Consider the following 23283-nt stretch of genomic DNA (forward strand, 5'->3'; position numbering starts at 1 on the left):
GCCGTCGGCCTCGCGCCCGGACCTGCCATCCGTGCCGCCGTCGGCTTCGCGCCCGGACCTGCCGCCCTCACCGCGGTCCACGGCACGGCCGGATCTGCCTCCCGCGCCGCCGCGACCCGATCTGCCGCCGTCGCCGCAGAATTCCGCGCGGCCCGATCTGCCGCCCGCACCGAAGTCGTCGGGCAATCCCGACCTGCCGCCCGCACCGAAGCCGAACACTCGCCCCGATCTGCCGCAGGCGCCCGAGAGCGCCGCGCCGCAGCAGGGACGCTCGATTCCCGACTCTCCGCACTCTGTTGCGCAGCAACCACTTCCGCGCCTGTCACCGATCCCGGGGACCGAGCAGCACGGCACGCCGCCGAGCACCGAACCCACTCCGGCGAGCGCGGAGTCGCAGCCCGCGGCGGACCCCGCGTTCGAGCAGACGACGCGCATCCCCCTCTCACCCGCACCGGGCGCGACAACACCCGACACGGCAGAGCCGATCGAAAGCGGTTCCTCCGCAACGGAATCGAAGTCATCCGCGGACAGCGACCAGACTTCGGCACCGATCGATCAGGGCCCGTCCACGCAGTACCTCGACGAGCCGATCGGAGCGTCCGGCCCGATTCCCCAGGGCCCTCCGGTCCGCCGCCCGTACGATCCCACCCCCGGCGACACTCTCGACCCGCTGCTCGGCGCAGCCGGAAACGACCCCCTCGGCGCGGTCCTCCCCGTACCGGGAACCGACTCTTTCCCGGCGGTCCCGGCCACGCCCGCGGTCCCGGCCACGCCCGCGGTCCCGGCAACGCCCACACTGGCAGCCCCGGCCACGGCTGCGACGAACAGCCCAGCCGCCGACCGGAAGTCAGCCACCCAGGACCGCCCGGCCGACTCTCCCCGAACGAACACGCCCGCCGACTCCGTCGACGAGGGTCAGCGGGTCGGCCCCGGCCGCGAAGACTCGACGGATGCCGACGCGGTCCGGCCCGCCGCGGAGGGCGGACCGGACAATGCGGGTCAGCCCATCGACACCGGTCGCCACCGCGCCCTGGACGTGCCGCTGCCCATGCAGCCGCGCTATCCGGCGCAAACACCGGGACCCGTTTCGCCGCAGACCAATTCATGGTCGAGCCCGTACGGTCCGCGCAGCACCCCACCCCCGGCCCAGAACTCCCCCACACCGCAGGCCCCCGCCGCCGAGAATCGCTGGACGGCCCCACCTGCCCAGCCCCCGGCGACCCACGGCGCCCTCCCCCCGATCCCGAACGCCCCGCGCCGGCCGGCCCCGCCCAACGGACCGGTCCCACCACAGCAGGCCCCCCAGTCGGGCCCCTTCGCCCCGCCGCAGGCACCCCAGTCGGGTCCCTTCGCGCCGCAGCAAGCGCCCCCCTTCGCACCGCAGCAGGGTTCGCAACCACCCTCGTTCGCACCGAACGCGGAGTTCCCCTCGGGATCCTCGGCACCGCAACAGAACTCGCAATCGGGCCGGTTCGCGCCGCATCAGCCCCCGGCCGCCGGTCCTTTCGCCCCGCCACAGTCCCCGACCACGCCCCCGGTTTCGACTTCCGGACGCCCACAACCGGGTGCGCCGGTCGTCCCGGCATCGGCGTCGGCGACCACGGACCCCTCGGCAACGACGGACCGCAGCCTGGGCACCGCTTCCCCTGCGCAACAGCCGAATCCGACAACCGGCCCCTCCGCCGCGCACCCGAATCCCGCGACGGAGCCGTTCTCCTCGCAGTCCGGTTCGACGCCGGGTCCGTTCGCACCTCGACCCGAGTCCGACTCCGGATCCACCGCGCCGCAGACGGATTCGAAGCGACCCGGGCCGCATTCCCCGCAGTCGATGCACGGCCACTTCCCGGCCCCGGGGCCCTCGGGCGAGGGCACGCCGACGCGGTCCTTCGACAACCCGCCCCATCGGCCGGGCCCGGCAGTCGGGGCACCCGGCCAGGTCATGGGCACCGGCGCACAGCCTCTCGGCAGCGGACCCGCACAGCCCCTCGGTGCGGGCAGGCCTCTCGGCGGCGGGACGCGGCAACCGATCGGTGGCCCGGGGCAGGTCGGTGGCGACGGCCAGGTCCCGGGTGACCGGTCCGGCCAACCGGGCAGTGAGCTTTCGGGGCAACCGAATGGTGACGGTCCGGCCCAGTCCGGTCCGAACAACTCACCGATGGTCGACGGCGGCCCGGAACATCAGGCCGGCGCGGAACAGGCCGCGTGGGCTCAGCAGGCCGGATGGGGCAACCGAGCCGCGCCGGGCCACGCAGACCAGCAGGGCGGAAACTGGGCGAACCAGGCACCGCAAAATTACGCGGGACAGCAAGGCGGACAAGGCAACTGGGGCCCTCAGGGACCGCAGGGCGGATACCCGGGCGGTCCGGCCGCCCCCGGAAACCCGATGCCGTCGCTGGATGACGTCCCGCTCCACCGCCGCGCCTCCAAACCGGCCGGTTCCGGGTGGCGCAAGGCCGTTCACCACATATCGGGCGGCGCGATCAACCCGGGCATGTCCGCCGAGGAACGCCGACTGCAGGAGCTGGTCGCCAGGATCCGGCAGCCCGTTCGCGGCGACTACCGAATCGCGGTGCTGTCCCTCAAGGGCGGCGTCGGCAAGACCACCACCACCATGGGTCTGGGATCGACCTTCTCCTCCATCCGCGGCGACCGCGTGGTCGCGGTCGACGCCAACCCGGACTTCGGCACGCTGTCCCAGCGCGTCCCGCTGCAGACCCGCTCCACCGTGCGAGACCTGCTGCTGGACAGCGAGATCCAGCGCTACTCCGACGTCCGCCGGCACACCTCCCAGGGCAGCAGCCGCCTGGAAGTGCTTGCGAGCGAACGCGACCCGGCCATGTCGGAAGCGTTCAGCGAGGACGAGTACCGCGCCGTCGCCCGCATCCTGCAGCGCTTCTACAACATCATCCTCACCGACTGCGGTACGGGCCTGATGCATTCGGCCATGGCCGGGGTCCTGGACCTGGCCCACTCCCTGGTCCTCATCTCGTCCTCGGCGATCGACGGCGCCCGCAGCGCCGCCGCCACCCTGGACTGGTTGTCCCTGCACGGCCACGACCACCTGGTCCGCAACGCCGTAGTCGTGATCAACCTCCCTCGCCCCGGCTCCCCCCACGTGGGCATCAACCAGCTGCGCGACTACTTCCTGTCCCGCTGCCGCGCGGTCCACATCATCCCGTACGACGAACACCTCGGCGAAGGCGCGGAAATCGACCTGCACGGCCTCAACAAGGCCACCAAACGCGCCTATGTGGAACTCGCCGCCACCGTCGCCGACGACTTCGCCACCGACCACCGCCGCCACCGCGGCTGAGACCCGAGGCCTCGGCCGCGCCCGCCACGCGGCCGAACCGGCCAATCGACTCTGTGGGGGCGGCCGCGCAAGTACGATCGGAGTCCCCTGCTCGGACCGGCTTTGGACCGGTCCGAGCAGGGGTTTTCGTATTCGGCGCACATGAGCCCTCCCACACCGCGCCGGTCCTGCGCCGGCGTCGGGCCGAGGGCGGTGATGCGGCAATGGACAGGACGGCGGGTTCGGGCGTACGAGGCACGCCGGTTCGGCCAGTGTGGCGTGGGTCTCCGTGCGGCAGATTTGCTGCGGACAGACCGATCACGCGCAGGGAGTTGAGCTGATGCACCGCGGAGCAGGCACCGGCATGCTGGACGAGCAGCCGGTTCACGCCGTCCCACGACTCGAGTTCGATGGGGTTGCGGAAGAACCGCCGAGCGCCCGGCTGGTGTGGCGGGGAACGCCGCCGCAGTTGACCGAGCTGATCCAGGTGTTCTCCGCACTGGGGTTGCATGTCACCACGCACGAGGTGAGCTCGCGGGGCGACGAGGCCGAACACCGGTTCGCGTTCCGCCCCACGGCTTTCCCGATGCGGGAGGCGACCGGGGACCTGATCTCGGCGGCGTTCCTGGCCGCCGTGTCCGGTGAGGTCGAGGTCGACGGCTTCATCGGCCTGATCGGCGCCGCCGAGCTGTCGTGGCAGGACACCGTGCTGGTTCGTGCGGCGAGCCGCTATCTACGCCAGGTCGGACTCCGGCTCAGCGAGACCACGGTCACCGAGATCCTCACCGCCCATCCGTCATTCGTGCGCGCGTTCGTCCGGCTGTTCCACGCCCGGTTCGATCCCGCTCTCGACGACCACACCGAATTCGACTCCAGCGGTCCCGAACACGCAGCGCTCAGCGAGTCGCGCGTCGAGGTGATCTCCGCCGCCGACGCGGAGCTGCTGAGCCGGCTGGAGGCCGCGGCAACGCTGCCCGAGGATCAACTGCTGCGCGGCCTGCACACGTTCTGCACGGCGGTGCTGCGCACCAACTGGTACCAGCCGGGCCGTACGGTCGCCGCGTTCAAGGTGGACCCGTCCCGGCTGTCCGTCACCGCTCCGGTCACCCCGCATCGCGAAATCTTCGTTCACGCGGCACATGTGGAAGGCAGCCATGTCCGCGGCGGAGCCATCGCTCGCGGCGGGCTGCGCTGGTCCGACCGGGTGGACGATTTCCGCACCGAGGTCCTCGGACTCATGAAGACCCAGACGGTCAAGAACGCCGTGATCGTGCCGACCGGGGCGAAGGGTGCGTTCGTTTCGCGCTCCGGCTCCGATCCGGCCGCAGTGGAACACGCCTACGCGGCCTTCGTCGGCGGCCTGCTGGATGTCACCGACAACCTCGTCGACGGCGTGATCGTCCCACCCCCGTACACCGTGGTGCACGACGAGAGCGACCCCTACCTGGTGGTCGCCGCCGACAAGGGCACCGCCCGATTCTCCGATCGCGCGAACGGCATCGCGGTGGCCCGCGGCTTCTGGCTGGGTGACGCCTTCGCCTCGGGCGGCTCGACCGGCTACGACCACAAGGCCCTCGGCATCACCGCACGCGGCGCCTGGTGCTCGATCCGTCAGCATCTGGCCGAGCTGGGAATCGACTCCGACACACAACAATTCACCGTGGCGGGCATAGGCGACATGTCCGGCGACGTATTCGGCAACGGCATGCTCGAAACCGATCGCATCCTGCTGGTGGCAGCCTTCGATCACCGGCACATCTTCCTGGATCCCGATCCGGATCCCGTGCTGTCGCACAAGGAACGACAGCGCCTGGCCGATCTGGATCGCAGCAGCTGGGCGGACTACGACCGCGAGCTGATCTCCGAGGGCGGCGGCGTATGGCCGCGCACCGCCAAGTCGGTTCCCCTGTCGCCGCAGGTGCGACGCCGACTGGGCATCACCGCCACGAAATTGCCCGCGCCCGAGCTCGTTCGAGCGATTCTGAGCATCGAGGTGGACCTGCTGTTCAACGGCGGCATCGGCACCTATGTGCGCGGCGCGCACGAGCCGGACACCCAGGTGGCGGATCCGGCGAACGACGAGGTGCGCATCCCCGCCGACCGCCTGCGCTGCCGCGTCATCGGCGAGGGCGGCAATCTCGGCCTCACCCAGCGCGCCCGCATCGAATTCGCGGTCGCGGGCGGCCGAGTCAACGCCGACTTCATCGATAATGCTGCGGGAGTTGCCATTTCGGATCGAGAGGTGAATCTCAAGATCGCGCTGGCCGCCGGTTCCCTCCCCACCTCCGAGCGTGATCTCCTGCTCGCGGACTGTACCGGCGACGTGGTCGCCGCCGTCCTGGCCGACTGCGACCGCCAGGCCCTGGCCATCAGCCTCGCAGAGGCGCACGCCCCGTTCCTGATCGACCGCCACGGCCGCCTGATCGAGAATCTGGAACAGCACGCGGGAATCGACCGCGGCACCGAATTCCTGCCCACCGCAGCGGAACTCACCGCCCGCCGCCGAGCCGGAAAGGGTCTGACCCGGCCCGAGATCGCGGTCCTGCTCGCCATGTCCAAGAACCTGGTCCGAGACGAGCTGCTCGCCTCGAACGCCATCGACGATGAGGTGCTGTCCGGAGCCCTGTTCGGCTACTTCCCCGACCGGATCCGCGCGGCCCTGGGTGACGACCCGCTCCGCGCCCACCCGGTGAGCCGCGAAATCGTCGCCGTGGCCGCCGCGAATCAGGTGATCAATCGGGTCGGCCCCGGCATGATCCACCGCCTGGAGGAACGGCTCGGCGCGGGCACCCCGCAGATCGTGCCTGCCTGCGCCGTCGTGCACACGGTGCTCGATATCGACCGCACCTGGCGCGAGGCCCTCACTCTTCCCGGCGTCACCCCGCAGGTCCGCATGGGCGTGCTCAACGGCATTCAGGACGCCGTCGAACAGGCCACCGCCTGGCTGCTCACCCACCACGGCGGCGATTCCTGGTCGAGTGAGATCGACCGCTACGCCCCCGCCGCCGCCGAACTCCTCGCGGCCCTCCCCCGCCCCGGCGGCCATTCGAGCCGAGACCGTGCCAACCTGCGCCTGCTCGCCCAGACCCTCCCGCTGAGCGATACCGCCCGCACCACCGGCCTGCCCGTCCCGCTCGTCGCCCAGACCTACCGAGAACTCGGCGAGCTGATCGGACTCGACTGGCTCGCAACCGCTTTCACCGAGATCACCACCTCCGACCACTGGGAGACCATGGCCGCGGCGGTCCTCGCCGACGAACTCCACTCCCGCTGGCACACCCTGACCGCGGCGGTCCTCACCGACGCGGGCCCCGAGGACTCCGCACGTGAGCTGGTGACCGCCTGGAGCACCACCCCCGCCGCCACTCGACTCCTGGAATCGGTTGCCCGCCTGCGCCGTTCAGCCTCGGTGGACATCGCCCGGGTCTGCGTGGTGAACGCCGAGCTCTCCGAGGCGGGCCGCGTCACCGCCCGCCGATAACGGCCTACCGGCGGGCGATGACCGCCAGCAGCAGCTCGGCCCGCACCCGTGCGGTATCCAGCCGGCACCCCAGCACCGTCTCGATCTTGGCGACCCGGGTGCGCAGCGTATGACGGTGCACACCCAGCGCCGTCGCCGCGGCTTCCCACTGCCCGTTCGCCTCGAGATAGGCCCGCAGCGAAGCGATCAGGTCGGTGCCGTGCCGCTCGTCGTAATCGGCGAGCGGTTGCAGCATGGCGTCCGACACCGCGCTCAGCACTCGCCGCGCTTCGGGAAAGGTCAGCAGTGCGTGTCCGGCGAGGGCCGAGAGTTCCAGCGGCCCCGCCCCCGGCAGTGCGGCGGACGCCGCCAGCTCGGCATGTTCGATCGCGGAGGTGAAGCGCCGCAACGCATGTGGCGCGCTGAGCCCGACCCGCAGCCCGGCACGCACCTCCTCGGGTACCGACCTGAGCAGCTGTTCGGCCGCATCCTCGTCGTCGCCCCCGGCCAGCAGCACCACCGCGTGCGCACCCACCACATGCGCGTACAACTGCCGATCCCGAGTCCGCAACTGCTCGTCGACGGCCTCTACCACCTGCTCCGCGACATCCGGTGACGGGCAACGCAATGCCAGCGCGCGCACCCGCCCGGACCGATCGGCGGCGGGAGTCAGGTGCTGCCACACCGCATCCGGATCGAGCGCCTCCCCCATCAGCATGGCCAGCGCCTGAGTGTTCAGGCGGTTCTGTGCGATTCGCAGGCGCGCGGGCTTCTCGAAGTCGAGCGCGAGCAATGAACTGGCGTGCCCGAGCAGCACCTGATCGACCGGCCCGAGTGCCGTCGCGGTCACCACCGCGAGCTGCCCGTAGACCGTGTGCCCGGCCGTGATCGCCTGCACCGCGATGGATGCACCGGACGCGGTGTGAATGCCACCGCTGAGCGCCTCGCCCCGGCCTTGGAATTCCGCGATCCGCTCGGCCACCTCGGACGGCACCCGTCCGGGATGCGTTTCGGTCATCTCCCCGTCCGGCCCGACCACGATCACCGTCGCCGACAGGGCCGCCGACAGCTCCTTGATGACCGCCCGCACCCCCTGGATGGCCGCCCGGGTCATCCGCGGCTGCGACCGCGAAGCCCGCAGCACCTTCTCGTACTCCTGTTCCGCGACCCGCTGCATCACCTTCTTGGCGATCACCGCGAACGGCGTCGGCAGCGGCACCTCGAACAGCGGCAGCCCGAGCCGGTCGGCCGCCTCGATCAGGTCCTCGGGAATGCTCTCGTGTGAGAGCCCGATCCCGAACCCGACCGCCGCCACGCCGACCGCGTCGAGGTCTTCGAGGTATCTCGCACGGTCGGGGCGACTGAGCGGCAACCCCATGCCGGTGGTGAGCAGCAGTTCCCCGCCGGAGAGCCACTGCTGTGGTTCGGTGAGATCGGAGGTGAGCGCGAGCGTGATCTCGCGACTCAGCCCGGTACCACCGCCCTTCAGCACCAACCCGAGTTCGGGTTGGGACAGCACCCATCGGACCGGAATTCCCGCGCTCACGGCACCTCACCAGCTAATTGGACGAATCGGTGAATCCACACCCTATCGCCACTCCGATCCGGCAGGTGCGCACAGATGTGTCCCGCAGCACACTGACATTCGAGTCAGGACCTTCACCGCTGGCAAGTCAGCGCCACCACACCGAACGAGAACGGGCAGACATGACGACGCAGATGCTTCGCAACTACATCGACGGCCATTTCGTCGAGGCCACCGCCGCGGAGTCGTTCGAGCTGATCAGCCCCGTGGACGAGTCGGTGACCGGGCACAGCCCCATCTCCGGCCAGTCCGATGTCGATGCCGCCGTGGCCGCAGCCGCCCGCGCCTTCCCCGCGTGGAAGGCCGCCACTCCGAGCGTGCGCCAGGCCGCCCTGCTGAAGATCGCCGACGCCATCGAGGCGAACTCCGACGCTCTGGTCGAGGCCCAGTGCCGCGAGACCGGCCAGCCCAAGCACCTGGTCGCCTCCGAGGAGGTCGCCACCGGCGCCGATCATCTGCGCTTCTTCGCCGGCGCCGCCCGCCTGCTCGAGGGCAAGTCGGCCGGTGAGTACATGGAGGGTTTCACCTCGTATGTGCGCCGCGAGCCGGTCGGCGTGATCGGCCAGGTGACACCCTGGAACTACCCGCTGATGATGGCGATCTGGAAGATCGGCCCGGCCCTGGCGACCGGAAACACCGTGGTGCTCAAGCCGAGCGACACCACCCCCGGCAGCACCCTGAAACTGGCCGAGCTGACCCGGGGCATCCTCCCCGACGGCGTGCTGAACGTGGTGCTGGGCACCGCGAGCACCGGCGCCGCCCTGGTGGCGCATCCGACGCTGGACATGGTCGCCATCACCGGTTCGGTGCGAGCGGGCATCGAGGTGGCCACCGCGGCCGCGCATCAGGTCAAGCGCGCCCACCTGGAGCTGGGCGGCAACGCACCGCTGCTGGTCTTCGCCGATGCCGACCTGGCCCTGGCCGCCGACCGCATCGGCGACGCCGCCTTCTTCAACGCCGGTCAGGACTGCACCGCCGCCACCCGTGTCCTGGTTCACGAGTCGGTGCACGACGACCTGGTCGAGGCCCTGCTCGCGAAGGCCCGGACGGTGAAGCCGGGCCTGCCCGACGACACCGAGGCCGCCTACGGCCCGCTAAACAACATCCGCCACTTCGAGTCGGTGACGGGCAAGCTGGCCGCCCTGCCCCCGCACGCCACCATCCGCACGGGCGGTAATCGTCTCGGCGACAAGGGTTTCCTGCTCGCACCCACCCTCATCACCGGAGTCCGCCAGGACGATCCGATCGTGCGGGAGGAGACCTTCGGCCCGGTCCTGACCGTGCAGCCCTTCCGTGACGAGGCCGAGGCGATCCGCCTGGCCAACGATGTGGACTACGGCCTTGCCTCCAGCGTATGGACCCGTGATCACGGTGTGGTGCAGCGAGTTTCGGCCGCGCTCGATTTCGGCGCGGTCTGGGTCAACTGCCACATCCCGCTGGTCGCGGAGATGCCGCACGGCGGTTTCAAGCGGTCGGGCTACGGCAAGGACCTGTCCGCCTACGGCGTCGAGGACTACACCCGCATCAAGCACGTGATGAGCGCGCACGACTGAGCGTCGCCGCACTTCACTCGAAATCCCTTCCGCAGAGGACTTTTTCATGACCGAGATCAGCTATCGGCTTCCGCAGCAGCGGGTGCTTCAGACCGAACTTCCGGGCCCGCGTTCACAGGAGCTGGCCGCCCGGCGCAAGGCCGCGGTCGCGGCCGGCGTCGGCTCCACCGCTCCGGTGTACGCCGCCGACGCCGATGGCGGGGTCATCGTGGACGTGGACGGCAATTCGCTCATCGATCTGGCGGCCGGTATCGCGGTCACGAACGTCGGCGCTTCGCACCCGAAAGTAGTCGCGGCGATCCGTGATCAGGCCGAGCGCTTCACACACACCTGCTTCATGGTCACCCCCTACGAGGGTTATGTGGAGGTCTGCGAGCGGCTGGCCGCGGTGACCCCCGGCGATCACGAGAAGCGCAGCGTCCTTTTCAATTCCGGCGCGGAAGCGGTCGAGAACGCGATCAAGGTGGCGCGCCTGGCCACCGGCCGCCCGGCCGTCGTGGCCTTCGATCACGCGTACCACGGCCGCACCAACCTGACCATGGCGCTGACCGCGAAGGCCATGCCCTACAAGGCGAATTTCGGCCCGTTCGCCCCCGAGGTCTACCGCATGCCGATGTCGTACCCGTTCCGGGACGGCGACCGGGACGGCGCGGCCGCGGCCCGCGAGGCGATCTCTCGGATCGAGAAGCAGATCGGCGCGACCTCCGTGGCGGCGATCATCATCGAGCCCATCCAGGGTGAGGGCGGCTTCATCGTCCCCGCACCGGGATTCCTTCCGGCCCTTGCCGATTGGGCCCGCTCCAATGGCGTGGTGTTCATAGCCGACGAGGTGCAGACCGGTTTCGCCCGCACCGGTGCGTGGTTCGCCTGCGACCACGAGGGCGTGGTCCCGGACATCGTCACCATGGCCAAGGGCATCGCGGGCGGTATGCCGCTCTCGGCCATCACCGGCCGCGCGGACCTCATGGATGCCGTGCACGCCGGTGGCCTGGGCGGCACCTACGGTGGCAATCCGGTCGCCTGCGCCGCCGCGCTCGCCGCCATCGACGCGATCGACGAGCTCGATCTCAATGCCCGCGCCCGGCGCATCGAAGAGCTGGCCACGGCCCGCTTCCGCGAACTGGCACAGCGGATTCCGGCCATCGGCGATATTCGCGGCCGCGGCGCGATGCTCGCGCTGGAGTTCGTGAAGCCGGGCACGAGCGAGCCCGACGCGGCCCTCACCTCCGCCGTCGCCGCCCGCTGCCTGGCACAGGGCGTCATCACCCTCACCTGCGGCACCTTCGGCAATGTGATCCGTCTGCTGCCGCCGCTGGTGATCGGCGAGGACCTGCTCGACGAGGCCCTGACCGTGTTGTGCACCGCTATCGGCGACCTCGCCGGCTGATCGATCCGAGGGAATTCACGTGTCCGAATACGACTTCATCCGCGATCTCGTCCCCACCGGTGTGTGGATCGACGGAGCCGCCGCGCCCGCGTGCGGCGGCGCCACCTTCGCCGTGTCCGATCCGGCCACCGGTCAGGTACTCACCGAGGTGGCCGACGGCGGCAGCGCCGATGCCCTGCGCGCCCTGGATTCGGCCTGCCGGGTCCAATCCGCGTGGGCCGCAACCTCTGCGCGCGAGCGGGCGGCGATCCTGCGCCGCGCCTGGGAGATCCTGATCGAGCGCACCGAGGAACTCGCCCTGCTCATGACCCTGGAAATGGGCAAGACGGTGGCCGAGAGCCGCGGCGAGGTCGCCTACGGCGGCGAGTTCCTGCGCTGGTTCAGCGAGGAGGCAGTGCGCATCGGCGGGCGGAACGCCACCGCACCCGGGGGCGCCGGCCGCATCCTGGTCACCCAGCAGCCGGTCGGGCCGGTGCTGGCCATCACGCCGTGGAACTTCCCGCTGGCCATGGGAACTCGCAAGATCGGCCCGGCGCTGGCCGCCGGATGCACCGTGATCGTCAAGCCCGCCGAGGACACCCCGCTGACCATGCTGATGCTGGCCGCGATCTTCGCCGAGGCCGGACTGCCCGACGGCGTGCTGTCCGTTGTCCCCGGTAGCGACGCCGCCGCCATCACCGAACCGCTGCTGGCCGATCCGCGTCTGCGCAAGGTGACCTTCACCGGTTCCACCCGGGTGGGCAAGCTGCTGCTGCGCCAGGCCGCCGAGAACGTGCTGCGCACCTCCATGGAGCTGGGCGGCAACGCCCCGTTCATCGTCTTCGAGGACGCCGATCTGGACCTGGCGCTGACCGGCGCGCTGGCCGCGAAGATGCGCAACGGCGGCGAGGCGTGCACCGCGGCGAACCGTATCTACGTGCACAATTCGATCCGCGAGGAGTTCGCCGCCCGATTCGCCGAGAAGCTGGCCACCCTGCGCGTCGGACCCGGCTACGCCCCGGAGGTGGATCTGGGTCCGCTGATCAACGAGCGCCAGCGCGCCACCGTCACCGCCCTGGTGGACGACGCGGTCGCGGCCGGCGCGGTCGTCCGCACCGGTGGCAAGCCGATCGAGGGCCCGGGCTTCTTCTTCCAGCCGACGGTGCTCGACGAGGTGCCACGCACCGCCCGTATGCACCGCGAGGAGATCTTCGGCCCGGTCGCGGCCATCTACGGCTTCGATACCGAGGAGGATGTCGTGGCCGCCGCCAATGACACCGAATTCGGTTTGGCCGCATACTTTTTCACCCGAGACCTCGATCGCGCCCTGCGTGTGAGCGAGGCCCTCGAGGCCGGCATGGTCGGCGTCAATCGCGGGGTCGTCTCCGATCCCGCGGCCCCGTTCGGCGGCATCAAGCAGTCGGGTCTGGGCAGCGAGGGTGGCTCGGAAGGAATTCACGAGTACCTCGACACCAAATACGTCGCGCTCACCCGCTGAGGCGATGTACCCCCGGCACCCCGGCCCCTGCGCCGGATCTCGTGCCAGCCGGCTCCGCCGGTATCTCCACCGCGGCGCGGCGACGGTGGGAGCCCCTGTTCGCTCCCGCCCTCGCCGAACCCACGCAAGAGGAGCGACGATGCTCGTGCAGAATTCTCCGGGGACGACCGATCCGTCTGCTCCGTCCGGAAAAGGCCTGGCGGCCGACAAGATCGGAGTCCTGGCCGGTGCCGTTCTCAGTATCGCCTCCATCGCCCCGGCCTATACGACGACCGCCAGCCTGGGTCTGATCGTCGCCGCGGTCGGCCTCAAGATGCCGGCGCTGCTGATCGCCGGATTCATCCCGATGTTCCTGGCGGCCTACGCCTATCGCGAGTTCAGCCACGAAACCCCGGACTGCGGCGCCTCTTTCACGTGGTCGGCCCGCTCGCTCGGTCCGTACGTCGGCTGGATGGCCGGCTGGGGTTCGGTGATCGCGGTGGTGATCGTGCTCGCGAACATCGCCGCCGTCGGGGCGGAGTTCCTCTATCTGTTCGTCGGCAAGCTGGTGAACTCCGAGTACATCGTCGGACTGGGCGAGAACAAGCTGATCAATATCGTGACGACGCTGGCCTTCGTGGCCGCCGCGGGCTGGGCCGCCAGTCGTGGCATCACCTCGAGCGAATGGGTGCAGTACGTGCTGGTCGGCTTCCAGCTCACGGTCCTGCTGCTGTTCGCCGGTGTCGCGCTGTCCCATGTGTTCGCCGGTGACGCCCCCTCCGGCCTGAGCTTCGACATCGACTGGTTCGACCCGTTCACCGGAATCACCATGGGCGCCTTCGCCATGGGCCTGGTCGGCTCGGTATTCCTGTACTGGGGCTGGGACACCGCCCTGACTCTCGGTGAGGAGTGCAAGGATCCCAAGCGCACCCCGGGCCGCGCCGGAGTGCTGTCGATCCTGACCGTGCTGGGCACCTACCTGCTGCTGGCCGTCTCGCTGATGTGGTACGCCGGAGTCGGCGATACCGGTGTGGGACTTGGCAATCCGGAGAACGCCGACAATGTGTTCGGCGCCCTGTCCGAGCCAGTCCTCGGCGGCAACGGGCAGTTGCTGCTGTATCTGGCGGTGCTGGTCTCCACCATCGCGAGCCTGCAGGCCACCTTCCTTCCGGCGGCGCGCGCCATGCTCGCCATGGGCACCTACGGGGCGCTGCCGGAACGCTTCTCCACCGTGAGCCCGACCTATCGGGTGCCGCGCTTCGCGACCGCCGTCGCCGCGGTGGTGGCGGGTGCGTTCTACGCCCTGACCGCGCTGCTGTCCGAGCACGTGCTGCGCGACACGATCGCCGCGCTGGGCATCATGATCTGCTGGTACTACGGGATCACCGCGTTCGCCGCGGTCTGGTACTTCCGTCGCCACTGGTTCGATTCGGCCCGCGACTTCCTGTTCAAGCTGCTGTTCCCGCTGCTGGGCGGCGCGATGCTGCTGATCGTCTTCACGATCTCGGTATCGGAGAGCCTCGATCCGGATACGGGCAGTGGCGCCGAGATCTTCGGCGTCGGCCTGGTGTTCTACTTGGGGTTCGGCATTCTGGTGCTGGGTGCGGTGCTCATGATGATCCAGCGCCGGCGGGATCCGGAGTTCTTCACGGGCAGGACCCTGCCCCGTGCGGTATCGGGCGATCCGATGCCGGAAACGGCCGCTCATCTGGCCTCACATTCATAGCGCAGGTTCCGAATCACGGTGCGCGGCAGCGCTTTCCACGCGGCCATCCGTGATTCCTCACCAACCCGACGCAAGTCAGGAGCAATCATGAATATCGTCACCTGTTTCGAACCGCCCGTATCGCACGCCCGTCTCGACGCCCCGGTCCGCCCGTCCCTGCGGGTGGCCCTGGTGCAGCACCGCTGGCAGGACGACGCGGCGGCCGTGCGCGCCGAATTGACCGAGGGCATCGCCAAGGCGGCCGAACTGGGTGCGAAGGCGGTGTTCCTGCCCGAGATCACGCTGAGCAAGTACCCGGCGTTCGTCCGCGGCGGCGACAATCCGAGCGCCGACGCGGAGGATCTGACCTCGGGCCCCACCTTCACCTTCGCCGCCGAGGCCGCCGTCGAGCACGGCGTGTTCGTGCACGCCTCGCTGTACGAGCGCGCCGACGAGGGCGACGGCCTTGGCTTCAACACCGCGATCCTGGTGTCTCCCACTGGAGAACTCGTCGGGCGCACCCGCAAGCTGCACATTCCGATCAGCGCCGGTTACTACGAGGACACCTACTTCCGTGCCGGCCCGGCCACCGACGAGGCCTACCGCCCGCACGGCCACGCCGACCTCGGTGACGTGAAGATCGGCATGCCGACCTGCTGGGACGAGTGGTTCCCGGAGGTCGCCCGAATGTACTCGCTGGCCGGCGCCGACCTGATCGTCTACCCGACCGCCATCGGCTCCGAACCGTCCTTCCCGGCCTTCGACACCCAGCCGCTGTGGCAGCACGTGATCGTCGGCAACGGCATCACCAGCGGCACCTTCATGGTGGTGCCCAACCGCTACGGCGACGAGGGCGAGATCACCTTCTACGGCTCGTCCTTCATCTCCGATCCGTACGGCCGCGTCCTGGTGCAGGCCCCGCGCGACGAATCCGCCGTGCTGGTAGCCGATCTGGATCTCGATCAGCGCCGTGACTGGCTGGCACTGTTCCCGTTCCTGGACACCCGCCGCCCCGACACCTACGCCCGGCTCACCGCACCGGTGGATCACGAACACCCGTACGGGCGGGCGTGATGACCTGGCAGATGCGGGCGGAGGGCGAAGCGCACCGCCGCACCTGGATGGCGTTCCCGCCCGCCGGGTCCACCATCACCGAGACCGCGGAATCGGTGGCCGAGGCCCGCGCCGCATGGACCGCGGTGGCCCACGCCGTGGCCGAGTTCGAACCGGTCACCATGGTCGTGGATCCCGCCGACGCGCAAGTCGCCCGCGCCACCCTGTCCGGCGCGATCGAGATCCTCGAAGCCCCGCTCGACGACGCCTGGATGCGCGATATCGGACCGACCTTCGTCCATGCCGACGACGGCTCGGTCTCGGCCGTGGACTGGGTGTTCAACGGTTGGGGACAACAGGATTGGGCCCGCTGGGACAACGATCGGCACATCGGCCGGGCGGTCGCCGCCGCGGCCGGAGTACCGATCGTGAACTCTGAACTCGTGAACGAGGGCGGCGGCATCCAGGTGGACGGAGCGGGCACGGTCATCGTGACCGAGACCGTCCAGCTGGACCCGTACCGCAATCCCGGTATGAGCAAGGCCGAGGTGCAGGCCGAACTGCGGCGCACCATCGGCGTGGACACGGTGATCTGGCTGCCGCGCGGGCTGTGGCGGGATTCGCAGCGCTTCGGCACCCGGGGACACTCGGACATCGTCGCGGCGCTGCCGTCGCCGGGCGTGGCGCTGGTGCACGATCAGCGCGATCCCGCACATCCCGATCATGCGGTCAGCCAGGCGGTCATGCGTCAGCTTGCCGACGAAACAGATTCTGCTGGAAAGCCTTTCGAGGTCATTCCGGTTCCCGCCCCACGCACCCTGCGCGATGAGGAGGGCTTCGTCGACTACAGCTACATCAATCACTACGTGTGCAACGGCGCGGTGATCCTGTGCGGCTTCGCCGACCGCAACGACGCCGAGGCCGCGGCCGTCCTGGCCGAGGTCTATCCGGGACGCACCATCGTGACGGTCGACGCGCGCGAGATCTTCGCGCGCGGCGGCGGCATTCACTGCATCACCCAGAACGAGCCCATGCCCACCCCGACCACCTGATCGCGCTCACCGTGGTCCATTCGACCGGCACGGCGTCCCACCCGCCGGACTGTCGAATGAGGGGCCGTTCGAATGGCCACGGCGGCGGGCGCGGCTTCGTGTTCGCACACACATACTGGAATCAGCAATCCCCGGGTTATCACCAGGAGCCCGGCCTTCAGCAAGGAGCTCTCGTGACTGTCATCACCCGTGACGTCGTGATCGTCGGCGCCGGCCCGTCAGGTCTGACCGCCGCCACCGAACTGCGGAAATCCGGCCTGACCGTGGCCGTGCTGGAAGCCCGGGACCGGGTCGGCGGCCGCACCTGGACCGGCGACATCGATGGCGCGATGATCGAGATCGGCGGCCAGTGGCTGTCCCCGCACCACACCGCCGCCCTCGAACTCGTCGCCGACCTCGGCCTGCAGACGTTCTCCCGTTACCGCGACGGCGAATCGGTCTACCTGGCCGCCGACGGCACCCGTCAGCAGTTCACGGGCGACGTCTTCCCCGCCCCCGCCGACACCGCCGCCGAGATCGATCGCCTGATCGCCTTGCTCGACGGTCTCGCCGCCGAGGTCGGCGCGGAACAGCCCTGGGCGCATCCCCTTGCCGCCGAACTGGATTCGGTGTCGTTCAGCGAATGGATGAAGCAGCAGTCCGACAACGAGTACGCCCGCGAAACGGTGACGTTCTTCGTCTCCGGCGCCATGCTGACCAAGCCCGCGCACACCTTCTCCACCCTCCAGGCCCTGCACATGGCCGCCGCCCAGGGTTCCTACACCGCGCTGGCCACCGACTCCTTCATGCTCGACAAGCGCGTGGTCGGCGGCATGCAGCAGGTCTCCCAGCGCCTGGCGGCCACTCTCGGCGACGACGTCCACCTCAGCTCCCCGGTCCGCCGAATCCAGTGGTCCGACAACGAGGTCACCGTTTTCGCCGACGGCGGCCTCGAGGTCCACGCCTCCCGCGTGATCCTGGCCGTTCCGCCGAACCTGTACTCCTGCATCAGTTTCGATCCGCCGCTGCCGCGCCGCCGTCACCAGATGTACCAGCACATGTCCTTCGGCTTCGTGGTCAAGGCGCACGCCGTCTACCCCACCCCCTTCTGGCGCGAAAAGGGCCTGTCGGGAACCGGTTTCAGCGATACCGACTACGTGTCGGAGGTCTACGACAACACCAACCACGGCGTGGACAACGGCGCCATCGTCGGCTTCATCGCCCACGAGCAAGCCGACGCCCTCTTCGAGATGACCCCCGCCGAGCGCAAAGCGGCCATCATCGACTGCTTCGTGCGCTACCTCGGCCCCGAAGCCGCCACCCCGGACGTCTACTACGAATCCGACTGGGGCGCCGAGGAATGGACCCGCGGCGCCTACGGCGTCAGCTTCGACCTCGGCGGCATGACCCGCTACGGCCGCGACCACCGAGACCCGGTGGGCCCCATGCACTTCTCCTGCTCCGACCTGGCGGGCCACGGCTTCCAACACGTGGACGGCGCGGTTCGCATGGGCCGGCGCGTAGCGGCCGCCATCATCGCCGAGCGCAGCCTGGTCTGAGCCCCGCATCCCACCGGCCTCGGGTCAACCAAATGGAACGCATGTCGTTCTGATGCTAGGTTGACCCCGAGGCCGCTGTGCGGCTGGTGGGGGTCATATTTCATCGTTCACCCCCGGCGTGGGAGAACGAGGGGGCACATGCGTTTCCGGTTGCACCGGGTCGTCGTTGTCGCGCTCATCGCGATGGCGGCCTTGGTGCCCGCCGGGTGCGGTGGGGACGAAAGCGGTGGGGCGGAACAGGTTTTCGGGGATTATCCGACCCAGCGGATCGATGGGGATTACGACGAGACGCCCAGCCGGGCGCGCGGGATTCTGGCGGAGTCGATCCGGCTGGGTGAGCGGATCGTGTACGGCGGAGCGATCGAGCCGACACTGACGGCAGGCCGGGGCGGCGGGGTGATCGTCGATCATCGCGGCGTGACGGACACGCTGTCGGGGGCACAACGATCCGCGCTCGACAAGTACAACGTCATCGCCGGATACAGCGCACTCGCCGCGGACCGGCCATACGCACAAGACAACAACCCCGAGGGGTTTCTGTCGGTGGCACTGATCGAACTGCCGGATGAGCAGACGGCAGCGGCGGCAGCAGCCGACATGGAGCGCGCCGACTTCACCGTCAACGAAGCCAATGCCCCGGTGGCAGTAACCGCATATCCGACGGCACTGAGCCACTGGCGGCCCGGAGTATCCTCGCTGGGGACCTGGATGGCCTCGAAATCTATGGTGATCCGGGTACTCGCGACGACCAAGGATCCCGATCTGGGGCGACTCGTGGATATCGTGACCAGAACCCTGCGGCAGCAAGTCGCGAATCTGGACGGCTTCGTCCCGACTCCGGTCGCCGACCTGCCCGCTGCCAAGCTGGACAGCGACAAACTACTGACACGGATCGTCAAGACCGGCGACTACTCCCCCGATGCCTGGAACTTCGCCGTCTACAGGTTGCACGCGTACAGCATCGGCATCCGGAACCCCATGGCGGACGAGCAGGCCCTGCAGGCGCTCGGAGTTACCTCGATCGCCGTGTCCTACAACAAGTATCTGTTCCGACTCGCCGACGCCAGCAAGTCCGAGCAATTCGTACAGTACCTCGCTTCTGGGACAACAGATTTCGACTATCAATCGATGACCGGCATACCCGGGAACACGTCCGTGAGCTGCTACCAAGCCACCAAGACCGCGACGAGAAATCTTGCGGCACGCCACTTCCGCTGTGTCATCACCCACGGCGAGTTCGTCGTGGAGGTGTACAGCGATCAGGATCTCGACGCGCGGCGATTGGCCGCTGCCCAATACGCGCTGTTAGCAAGTGCCGCATGAGGACGGCCGAGAAGAACGCCGACCACCGAGCAGGGGACATCGCGTGAAGGCACTGAGCTCCCAGGATCCACGACAGCTCGGACGCTATCGCCTCGTCGCGGCGGTCGGCCAAGGCGGAATGGGAAGGGTCCTCCTCGGTCAGGCGCCGACCGGAAGACTGGTGGCGGTCAAGCAGATTCATCGGCACATAGCGGGCAGCCCCGAGTTCCGCGCTCGCTTCCAACGGGAGGTAGCCCTCTGCCGCCAGGTGACCGGGGCATACACCGCCGCCGTCGTGGACAGCGATCCCGAGTCCGAAACCCCTTGGCTTGCCACCGAATACATTCCCGGCCCGTCTCTGGATACCGTCCTGCGAGAATGCGGCCCCATGGACCTGGGCGGGCTCCGCCTACTGGCAACCGGTTTGGCGTCGGCACTGCTCGAGCTGGATCGAGCCGGTCTGGTGCACCGAGATCTCAAGCCCGCGAATGTTCTGCTCGCACCCGACGGCCCACGGGTGATCGATTTCGGCATCGCCCGCGCCCTCGAGGGCGATTCGAAGCTGACCCTCACCGGTTCGATGATCGGCTCCCCCGCGTTCATGTCCCCGGAACAGGCCGAGGGGCATCCACCCACCGCGGCGGCCGACGTGTTCTCGGTCGGCGCGATGCTCGCCATGGCCGCCACGGGTGCCAGCCCGTTCGCCGGTGACTCGACACCGCAGATCCTCTACAACGTCATGCATTCCACGCCGGACACCACCGGTGCGCCAGCGGGCGTGCGTGAACTCATCGACGCGTGCCTCGACAAAGACCCGGCGCGACGCCCCACCGCTGCCGAACTTCTCGACGCGGCCGGTGCGATCTCCGCCGAGCCGGTGTGGTCCGCGGAGATATCGGAACTGGTCGTCACGCATCGCGCGGACGCCGAGTGGTGGATCGAATCGGCCGCGAGAGACACCCGCAATCGAGCTCAACTCGACGCTGCTCGGCAACAGCAGCGACGGACGATCAAGAGAATCGCTGCTGCGGCCGCAGCAGTCCTGTTCCTGGTCGGCTCAGCGGTGGTGGCGAATCAATGGGCTGGAACGTCCGGTCACGCCACAGCCATGACCACCCCCACGGTGTCCTTGACAGCTGCGGAACTTCGATTGGTCGATGCCTGCGAGCTGATGAAGAACACGGTCGTCAAAGGACTCGGAAAGACAGTCTCCGAGCCGGATCCGTATGACGGCCCCCAAAGCTGTCAGGCCAACCTCACCGACGCGTCGGGGAAGGAGCTGACGTTCAAACTCGAGATAGGACGCTCGATCTCAGAGGCGAAGATGCGGAAGCAGACCACAGGCGATCTGATCGACTGGATGCCGGTGCTGGGGAATCGCAAGGAGACCTCGAGTTGTGAACGGGCCGTCATCACACAGGGGGTCGAGCCACTCGCCATCGAGCTCTCCTCCGAGGTACCCGACGGCAACGCCTGTCCTGGGGTCGAGCAGGGACTCACCACCGTAGTGCGTCGGCTCGCGGTCAATCCACCTCTGCTGCAGACTTCTTCAGAATCGATTCTCCAGGTGGATCCCTGTGCACTGGTGAACCGGAAGGCCGCCCTCTCCGCGGTCGGCGATCCCGCTATCCGAACCTTGAAAACTCCGCACACCTGCGTCTTCGAGGGAGCCGACTACGACCTGACGGTGTTCCTCGGCGAGGGGCTGCGACCGGACAACGGCGTCAACCATTCGAAGAAGGTTCGTATCGGAGGCGTCGACGCCTATGTCGACGCCAACGAATCAGTACGCATTTTTCAGACATGCACAATCAGCTATCTGAGTCGCCCGACCGCCGGGAGCAAAGCCGAAATCATGTCCATCAACGTTGCCGGGCTCGATTATGCCGACGGCACGTGTCTTCGCGCAGAACAGGCATTCGCGGCCGCCGTTTCCGAGTTGCCGAAGTGACGACCATCGACCCGCTCACGGCGAACGACCCCGTACACGTGGGTCGCTACCGGATCCTCGGTGTGCTGGGCGCCGGCGGCATGGGACGGGTACTGCTCGGGGCGGGCCCCGACGGCCGCCTCGTCGCCGTCAAACAGGTCCATCCGCACCTGCTGGGCGAGGCGGACTACCGGATGCGCTTCCGCCGGGAAGTCACTGCGGCGACCCGGGTTTCGGGCGCCTTCACCGCACCGGTCGTCGATTTCGACGTCGATGGACCGGAGCCCTGGCTGGCCTCGCTCTACATCGCCGGAGTGCCCCTCGACGTGGCCGTGGAGCGGCACGGCCCGCTGCCCGCGCCGGCGGTGCGCATGCTCGCCGTCGGCCTCGCGTCCGCCCTGCGGGCCATCCACGACGGCGGCGTGATCCACCGAGATCTCAAGCCCAGCAATGTCTTGCTCGCCGCCGATGGCCCCCGGGTGATCGACTTCGGCATCGCGCAGGCCACCGATAGCACCGTCGGGCTCACCGAAGTCGGCTCGGTGCTCGGTTCTCCCGCGTACATGTCACCGGAACAGGCGCTGGCAAAGGAAATTTCCTCCGCCAGCGACATCTTCTCGCTGGGCTCTTTGCTGATGATGGCGGCCACGGGAACCGGCCCGTTCACCGCACCGTCCCTGGCGTACACCCTGTTCAAGATCGCACACGCCGAGCCCGAAATGGACTCGGTCCCAGCGGAGTTGCGCGAGCTCATCGTCGCCTGCCTGCACAAGGATCCACAGGCTCGGCCGACCACCGCCCAACTCCTGGACTATCTGAGTCGGCCGCCGGAACCCGCGACCGCATGGCCGGATCCGATCCGCGAGGACATCGACGCACTGTCCCAGCGCCTGAGCGCCACGGTGACACCGACTTCGGAGTCGAGCACGAAGAGAATGCGCCCCGGCGCGAACCCGCCCACCGGAAGCCCCCGAGCCGTGTCCGCGCGACTCGGTCGCGCGTCCCGCGCCAAGCGGATACGAATCTTTTTCGCCTGCGTGGCAACGCTGGTCGTGGCTACTCTCGCGGCGCTGAGCATCGTGGCGAGCACCGAGGATCAGGTGCCGTCGGCGGCATCCGGACCTACGATCGCGGAATTGCGCAAGGCCGACGCGTGCGCGTGGATCCACGAAGCACTCGGTTCCACTGTTCCGGCGGAGATAGCCGGCAGCTGGCCCACCGATACATCGGAGTGGAGCCGAACAATGACCTCCACGTGGGGGTGCTACATCCGCGCCGGAGAACATCGGATCACGTTCGAACCGGGCGCCTCCCTGAAGGACTTCGTTCCGATCGATCGCAACGTGGGCGAGATCCGGATGCTCGCAGGCAAAGACAGCTCCTCCTGTGAGCGGGGAATCGCATCCTCTGGTACGGAACAACAGTGGGGTCCATCTGTCAGCTCGTACGACACGACCGATTGTCCGTTGGCCGAGTACATGCTCAGCCGATTGGTCACTCGCCCCGAATCCCCGCCGATGTCGAGCGCGAATATTTCGCTGGACCGGGTCGATCCGTGCGCATTGCTCGACCGGGATCTGCTGAACAGCCGCATCGGCCCGCTGCCCGCCTCCCCGTCAACGATCAGCGCCCACTCCTGCGAATGGGAAGGCTCCTCGACCATTCGGGTGAGCGCGGCGACGGAAGGTCCGAAAGACCCATCGCAACAGCGCACGATCGACCTCGGGAACGGCGTGCAGATCCTCGCTCCCACAACCGATGCCCGGAATGAGTGCGTCCGCACCTATGACTATCGTCCGGTCGAGGACGGCGGAGAACGGCTCGGGATCGCCGTGGGTAGCTACAGCGTGCCGTTCGAAGAGCGTTGCGCCATCGCGGAATCCGTCCTCGCCTCCATGATCGGCAAACTTCCGCCCCACTGACGCGAAGAGAACCGACGGTCCGGGTCACCCTCCACCCGGACCGACCGG

At 68.7% G+C, this 23283-nt stretch carries 12 protein-coding genes and 1 pseudogene; 12 read left to right on the forward strand and 1 reads right to left on the reverse strand.

Going from position 1 to position 23283, the window contains the following annotated elements:
* Positions 1-2362: 2362 nt before the first annotated feature.
* A pseudogene (locus tag NJ1_RS41180) lies at positions 2363-3313 on the forward strand (MinD/ParA family ATP-binding protein); the annotation flags it as partial.
* 319 nt (positions 3314-3632) lie between these two features.
* Entirely contained in the window at positions 3633-6773 is a 3141-nt protein-coding gene (locus tag NJ1_RS18140; protein WP_245717445.1) for an NAD-glutamate dehydrogenase domain-containing protein, read from the forward strand.
* Positions 6774-6777: 4 nt separating this feature from the next.
* Here the strand turns inward: NJ1_RS18140 and NJ1_RS18145 are convergent, their stop codons facing one another.
* Positions 6778-8298, reverse strand: a complete 1521-nt coding sequence (locus NJ1_RS18145) for a PucR family transcriptional regulator (RefSeq protein WP_245717446.1) — start codon at positions 8296-8298, stop codon at positions 6778-6780.
* Between the two features lie 161 nt (positions 8299-8459).
* Between NJ1_RS18145 and NJ1_RS18150 the strand changes: the two genes are divergently transcribed.
* The 10 genes from NJ1_RS18150 (at position 8460) to NJ1_RS18195 (ending at position 23235) form a co-directional block, all read left to right on the forward strand.
* The gene (locus tag NJ1_RS18150) at positions 8460-9890 is read left to right on the forward strand and encodes an aminobutyraldehyde dehydrogenase (RefSeq protein ID WP_067695563.1); all 1431 of its coding nucleotides are present in this window, start codon (positions 8460-8462) and stop codon (positions 9888-9890) included.
* Between the two features lie 46 nt (positions 9891-9936).
* Positions 9937-11277: a 4-aminobutyrate--2-oxoglutarate transaminase gene (gabT, locus tag NJ1_RS18155; RefSeq protein WP_067695566.1), complete on the forward strand. Its 1341-nt coding sequence runs from the start codon at positions 9937-9939 to the stop codon at positions 11275-11277.
* A gap of 19 nt (positions 11278-11296) precedes the next feature.
* Positions 11297-12754 carry an NAD-dependent succinate-semialdehyde dehydrogenase gene (locus NJ1_RS18160; RefSeq protein WP_067695568.1) on the forward strand — a complete coding sequence of 486 codons (1458 nt, stop codon included), beginning with the start codon at positions 11297-11299 and terminating at the stop codon, positions 12752-12754.
* A gap of 139 nt (positions 12755-12893) precedes the next feature.
* A complete protein-coding gene (locus NJ1_RS18165) occupies positions 12894-14459 on the forward strand; it encodes an APC family permease (protein WP_067695570.1) in 1566 nt (521 codons plus the stop codon).
* Positions 14460-14546: 87 nt separating this feature from the next.
* The gene (locus tag NJ1_RS18170) at positions 14547-15512 is read left to right on the forward strand and encodes a nitrilase-related carbon-nitrogen hydrolase (protein WP_067695573.1); all 966 of its coding nucleotides are present in this window, start codon (positions 14547-14549) and stop codon (positions 15510-15512) included.
* Entirely contained in the window at positions 15512-16543 is a 1032-nt protein-coding gene (locus tag NJ1_RS18175) for an agmatine deiminase family protein (protein WP_067695576.1), read from the forward strand. Before NJ1_RS18170 ends, NJ1_RS18175 begins: the two co-directional genes overlap by 1 nt.
* Before the next feature lie 173 nt (positions 16544-16716).
* On the forward strand, positions 16717-18081 hold the full coding sequence (locus NJ1_RS18180; protein WP_067696055.1) for a flavin monoamine oxidase family protein: 1365 nt from the start codon (positions 16717-16719) through the stop codon (positions 18079-18081).
* 138 nt (positions 18082-18219) lie between these two features.
* Positions 18220-19404, forward strand: a complete 1185-nt coding sequence (locus NJ1_RS18185) for a DUF7373 family lipoprotein (protein WP_067695580.1) — start codon at positions 18220-18222, stop codon at positions 19402-19404.
* 43 nt (positions 19405-19447) lie between these two features.
* Positions 19448-21334: a serine/threonine-protein kinase gene (locus NJ1_RS18190; RefSeq protein WP_067695583.1), complete on the forward strand. Its 1887-nt coding sequence runs from the start codon at positions 19448-19450 to the stop codon at positions 21332-21334.
* A complete protein-coding gene (locus NJ1_RS18195) occupies positions 21331-23235 on the forward strand; it encodes a serine/threonine-protein kinase (RefSeq protein WP_067695586.1) in 1905 nt (634 codons plus the stop codon). Before NJ1_RS18190 ends, NJ1_RS18195 begins: the two co-directional genes overlap by 4 nt.
* Positions 23236-23283 lie beyond the last annotated feature (48 nt).

Origin of the sequence: Nocardia jejuensis NBRC 103114 (assembly GCF_001613145.1) — a bacterium.
In the GTDB taxonomy this organism is placed as follows: domain Bacteria; phylum Actinomycetota; class Actinomycetes; order Mycobacteriales; family Mycobacteriaceae; genus Nocardia; species Nocardia jejuensis.